The sequence below is a fragment of the Rhodoferax sp. OV413 genome, assembly GCF_945881795.1.
Classification (GTDB): domain Bacteria; phylum Pseudomonadota; class Gammaproteobacteria; order Burkholderiales; family Burkholderiaceae_C; genus Allorhodoferax.
Genome location: NZ_CAMCVG010000117.1, coordinates 1 through 5,132 on the forward strand (window position 1 = coordinate 1; position 5,132 = coordinate 5,132).

Sequence of the window (5,132 nt, forward strand, 5' to 3'; positions counted from 1 at the left end):
CGTCTTTCCCGCGAGGCGGCCACCCGCCACCTGCTGCGCGCGGTGTACAGCCCGGCCCAGGTGCAGGAGCAGATGACCTGGTTCTGGCTAAACCACTTCAATGTGCACCTCTACAAGCACAACCTGCGCGCCATGCTGGGCGACTATGAAGAAAGCGCGCTGCGGCCCAACGCCTTGGGGCACTTCCGCGATTTGCTGGGCGCCGTTGCCCTGCACCCGGCCATGCTGCGCTACCTGGACAACGATCAGAACGCTGCCGGCCGCATCAACGAAAACTTTGCCCGCGAGCTGATGGAGTTGCACACGCTGGGCGTGGACGGCGGCTACAGCCAGAAAGATGTGCAGGAACTGGCGCGGGTGCTGACCGGGCTGGGCGTCAACATGAACGCCGGCAACCCGACCCTGCGCAAGGAGCTCAACCGCCTGTATGTGCGCCGTGGCGTGATGGAGTTCAACCCGCAGCGGCACGACATGACGCCCAAGACCTTGCTGGGCGCGCCCGTGCGCGGCGAAGGACTTGGCGAGGTGGAGGCCGCGCTCGACACCCTGGCCCGCCACCCCGCCACCGCACAGTTCGTGAGTCGCAAGCTGGCCACCTTCTGGCTCTCGGACAGCCCGCCACAGGCTCTGGTAGACCGCATGGCAGCCAGCTGGAAGGCCACCGACGGGCAAATTTCCAAGGTGCTGGAGACACTCTTCACCTCGCCCGAGTTCAGCCTGGCGCGGGCGTCCAAATTCAAGGACCCGATGCGCTACGTGGTGTCCTCCGTGCGGCTGGCCTATGACGACAAGGTGATTTTGAATGTCGGGCCGATGCTGAACTGGATCAATCGTATGGGCGAGCCGCTCTACGGCCGCCAGACGCCGGACGGCTACCCGCTGGTGGCCTCCGGCTGGGACAGCGCAGGCCAACTCACCACGCGCTTTGAGATTGCCAAAGCAATCGGTTCGGGCAGTGCCGGCCTCTTCAAGACCGACGGGCCCCAACCCACCGAGCGGGCTGCATTCCCGCAGCTTGCCAATGCGCTGTATTTCCAGGCCATCCAAACGACCCTGGGGCCGGCCACCCTTACCGCGCTGGACCAGGCGGGCTCGCCCCAGGAATGGAACACCTTCCTGCTGGCCGCCCCCGAGACTATGCGCCGCTGAATCGGCACGACCCGTTCAAGACAAGCCCACCGGAGTCCACCATGCAACGTCGTCACCTCTTACGCGCTGCCCTGCAAAGTGGCGCTGCTGCCGCAATGGGCCTGCCCGGCGTCAGGCTGCTGGCCGCCACGCCCGGGGCCTCTCCGATTTCAGCCACCGGTGCCCCGAAGTTTTTGTTCGTGTTTCTGCGCGGCGGCTTGGACGCAGCCAGCCTACTGGTCCCTACCAGCAGCAGCTTTTATTATGAGGTGCGCCCCGAGATTGCGATTGCCAAGCCCTCGGCTGACCTTGCCAGCGCTCTGCCGCTGACCGCCGATTGGGGCCTGCACCCTGCTTTGCGCGAAACGCTTTTTCCGCTTTATCAGCAAGGCGAGCTCGCCTTTGTGCCCTTTAGTGGCACCGACGACCTCTCCCGCAGCCACTTTGAAACCCAGGACAGCATCGAACTGGGCCAGCTCAACGCGGGCAGCATCCGCTACGGCTCGGGTTTCCTGAACCGCCTTGCGGCCCAGCTGCAGGGCCACAAAGCGGCCGCGGTTGCAAGCCTGGCGCCCATGTCCTTTACCGATCAGCTGCCCATCGCCCTGCAAGGCAGCCTGCGGGTACCCAACACCAGCCTGCGCAACCTCTCGAAACCTTCGGTGGACATGCGGCAGAGCAAGATCATTGCCGCCATGTACCAAGGCAGCGCGCTTGAGGGCACGGTGCAAAGCGGCTTCGCAGTGCGCGAGCAGGTGATGCGTGAGATGTCGGCGGAGATGGACGCGGCCAGCCGCGGCGCCATCACGGCCAAGGGCTTTGAACTCGAGGCGCGCCGCATTGCCCGCCTGATGCGCGAGCACTATGCGCTGGGTTTTGTGGATGTGGGCGGCTGGGACACCCACGTCGCACAAGGCGGCGCCACCGGCTACCTGGCCAGCCGGCTCGATGAGCTGGGCCAGGGGCTGGCAGCCTACGCGCAGGAAATGGGGAGTGCGTGGAGCAACACCGTGGTGGTGGTGATGAGCGAGTTCGGCCGCACCTTCCGCCAAAACGGCAACCGCGGCACCGACCACGGGCACGGCAGTGTGATGTGGGTGCTGGGCGGCGCGGTGCGCGGCAAGCGGGTGGTGGGTGAGCAGGTACCAATGAGCGCGGCAACCCTGTTCCAGAACCGTGACTATGCGGTGATGAACGAATACCGAAGTGTGTTGGGCGGCATTTTCAGGCGCCAGTGGGGCCTAAGCGATGGGCAACTCAAGACTATCTTCCCGGGCTTTGCCGGCGCGCGCGATTGGGGCCTGGTGTAGCGAAAGCCCCACAGCCTTGTCACAGGGGGTTCACGGGCCGGCCCCAACCTGTGGGTCGCGGCATGTCGCCGTGTTTCACAGAAAAGCGAGTCCTGTAATGACCCAAGACACATCCCCCGTGGCTGACGACCTGGAAAACGACCTGATGGACGAAGACTTTGAGACCATCGGTGACTACCACCGCATGGCCGCCCACCACTTTCAAGCCGCTGCCAAGCACCACCTGGCCGCTGCAGCTGCCGACGACGAGGGCGATGACCAAGCCAACGCCCGCCACGCATTCCTGGCCTACCGTCACCAGCTCAATGGTGTTCAGTGCGCCGAAATCGCGATGATGGAGAGCGACAGCCTGGACGACGAATTCGACGTCCCGTCCGAAGACGACGCGCAATAAGACAAGCTCTGCGCCGCCGACAGGCCGGCGCATGCTGCAAAGCCGGCTCTACCTGGGTAGACCGGCTTTTTTGCTTTCAGCGCCCGTGGAATATGCGCACACAGCTATCAAAACAGTAGCGTTAAGCCTGATTCCAGTAGCCGGGAGCGCTGTAGCGCTCCTTGATGAAATCGATCCAGAGCCGCACCCGCAGGGGCAGATGCTTGCGCTGCGGAATGACGGCGTAAATGCCGTTGGGCGGCGCGGCAAAGTCCTCCAGCACCGCCACCAGCAGGCCGGCGGCAATTTCACTCTCCACCTCCCAGGTGCTGCGCCAGGCAATGCCGTAGCCGGCCAGGCACCATTCATGCAGCACCTGGCCGTCGCTGCAGTCGAGCGGGCCGCCCGGCTTGAGGTACACCACCTCGCCGGCGTGACCCCGATCGTCAGCGCTTCCTGCCAGGGAACCGGGCATTCTGAAGGCCCAGCCCCGTGTTTGCGACGCGTCGCTGGAGAGCGTGAGGCAATGAAAACGGGCCAGGTCGGCCGGCGACTTGGGTGCACCGTGCCGCTTGAGGTAGGCCGGCGTGGCAACGCACAGTCGCCGGTTGTCGGCCATGCGCACGCTCACCAGCGACGAGTCCGGCATGTCCCCCACCCGCACGGCGCAGTCAAAGCCTTCGCCGGCGATGTCGACCACCCGGTCACTCAGGTTGAGCGAAATCGTTACATCCGGATGCAGCTCGCGGAACTTGGGCACCAACGGCGCGACATGCCGGCGGCCGAAGCCGGCCGGCGCGGTGATGCGCAAATGACCTGCTGCCTTGACCCCGCCGGCGCTCACGCTCGCCTCTGCGTTGGACACGTCGGCAATGATGCGCTGGCAGTCCTCCAGAAACGCGCTGCCCTCGTGGGTCAGGGTGATGCGTCGCGTGGTGCGGATCAGCAGCTTCACACCCAAGCGCTCCTCCAGCGCGTCCAGCCGTCGGCCCATGATGGCGGGGGCCACGCCCTCGGCGTGGGCCGCCGCAGTGAGGCTGCCGCGGGTGGCGACCGACACAAAAGATTCGAGTTGTTTGAGTTTGTCCATCGCTAATTCCGTGAGGTCTGAGTGGCAGAGCGGTCTGCTCCGTGGGATATGCGCGAGCAGCTCTCATTTTCATAGCACTATGCCCTCGGCATGGAGCGCTGCCACATCGTCCGCGGTGTAACCCAGGCTCTGCAATAGCGCGTCGGTGTGCTCGCCCAGTTTGGGCGGATCCAGGCGCAGGCCCAGGCGTTCACCCGCCAAGGTGAGCGGCAGCAAAGGCACTTGGGTCTGACGGCCGTCGGGCAGCTCCATGGGCGCGAGCCCTCCCGTAGCTTGCAGGTGCGGGTCGTCAAACAAATGCTGCGGATCGGTAATGGGGGCAAACGGCAGACCGTGCTGCTCGAACACGGCAGACAACGCTGTCGCACTGTGCGCCGCCAGACGCTTACGCAACAGCGGAATCAGCCAATCGCGGGCCAGCACCCGGCCGTTGTTGGTGGCAATGCGCGCGTCTGCGGCCAGGTCGGCGTAGCCGAAAGCCTCGCAAAACGTCTTCCATTGCCCGTCGCCCACCACCGCCAGAAAAATCTGCTCGTTGTCTTGAACGCTGAACACGTCGTAAATGCCCCAGGGCGAGATGCGCTCGGGCATGGGTGCGGCGGCCCGGCCGGTCACGGCGAACTGCATCATGTGCTGCGCCACCAGAAAAATATTGTTCTCAAACAGCGCGCTTTACACCTCCTGGCCGCGGCCGGTGTGCTGGCGCTGCATGAGCGCGGCCATGGCGCCCAGCGCCCCGAAGATGCCGCCCATGATGTCGTTCACGCTTGACCCAGCGCGCAGCGGGTCGCCGGGCCGCCCGGTCATGTAGGCCAGGCCGCCCATCATCTGCACCACCTCATCGAGCGCGGTACGGTGGTCGTAAGGGCCCGGCAAAAATCCTTTGTGGCTTACATAAATCAGGCGCGGGTCGAGCTTGCTGAGCGAGGCGTAGTCCAGCCCCAGCTTTTGCATGGTCTGGATTTTGAAGTTTTCGCTCACGATATCGGCACTGGCAATCAGCTTGAGCACAATCTCGCGGCCCTTTACGCTCTTGAGGTCTACCGCGATGCTCTTCTTATTGCGGTTGAACAGCGGGAAAAACCCCGCCCCGCTGCCCAGCAGCGTGCGCGTGCTGTCGCCCGCCAGGGGCTCGACCTTGATCACGTCCGCGCCCAAATCACCCAAAGTCATGCCGCAGGTGGGGCCCATCACCATGTGGGTGAATTCGACAACGCGGATGCCGGCCAGC

4 protein-coding genes and 1 pseudogene are annotated in these 5,132 nt (G+C 64.6%); 3 read left to right on the forward strand and 2 right to left on the reverse strand.

Features of this window, described 5'->3' with window-relative positions; genetic code table 11:
• The 3 genes from Q0O05_RS11110 to Q0O05_RS11120 form a co-directional block, all read left to right on the forward strand.
• On the forward strand, positions 1-1,149 hold a 1,149-nt coding region (locus Q0O05_RS11110; RefSeq protein ID WP_293663058.1), incomplete at its 5' end, for a DUF1800 domain-containing protein.
• Positions 1,150-1,190: 41 nt separating this feature from the next.
• Positions 1,191-2,438: a DUF1501 domain-containing protein gene (locus Q0O05_RS11115; protein WP_293663059.1), complete on the forward strand. Its 1,248-nt coding sequence runs from the start codon at positions 1,191-1,193 to the stop codon at positions 2,436-2,438.
• A gap of 97 nt (positions 2,439-2,535) precedes the next feature.
• Positions 2,536-2,832 carry a hypothetical protein gene (locus tag Q0O05_RS11120; RefSeq protein ID WP_293663060.1) on the forward strand — a complete coding sequence of 99 codons (297 nt, stop codon included), beginning with the start codon at positions 2,536-2,538 and terminating at the stop codon, positions 2,830-2,832.
• A gap of 121 nt (positions 2,833-2,953) precedes the next feature.
• On the opposite strand, the gene Q0O05_RS11125 is transcribed toward Q0O05_RS11120, so the two are convergent.
• Entirely contained in the window at positions 2,954-3,901 is a 948-nt protein-coding gene (locus tag Q0O05_RS11125; protein WP_293663061.1) for a LysR family transcriptional regulator, read from the reverse strand.
• Between the two features lie 69 nt (positions 3,902-3,970).
• Positions 3,971-5,131: pseudogene (locus tag Q0O05_RS11130) on the reverse strand (CoA transferase).
• Position 5,132: the final 1 nt, after the last annotated feature.

Coding starts and splice junctions, on each gene's coding strand:
- Q0O05_RS11115 (WP_293663059.1), top strand. CDS start 1,191: ATGCAACGTCGTCACCTCTTACGCGCTGCCCTGCAAAGTGGCGCTGCT.
- Q0O05_RS11120 (WP_293663060.1), top strand. CDS start 2,536: ATGACCCAAGACACATCCCCCGTGGCTGACGACCTGGAAAACGACCTG.
- Q0O05_RS11125 (WP_293663061.1), bottom strand. CDS start 3,901: ATGGACAAACTCAAACAACTCGAATCTTTTGTGTCGGTCGCCACCCGC.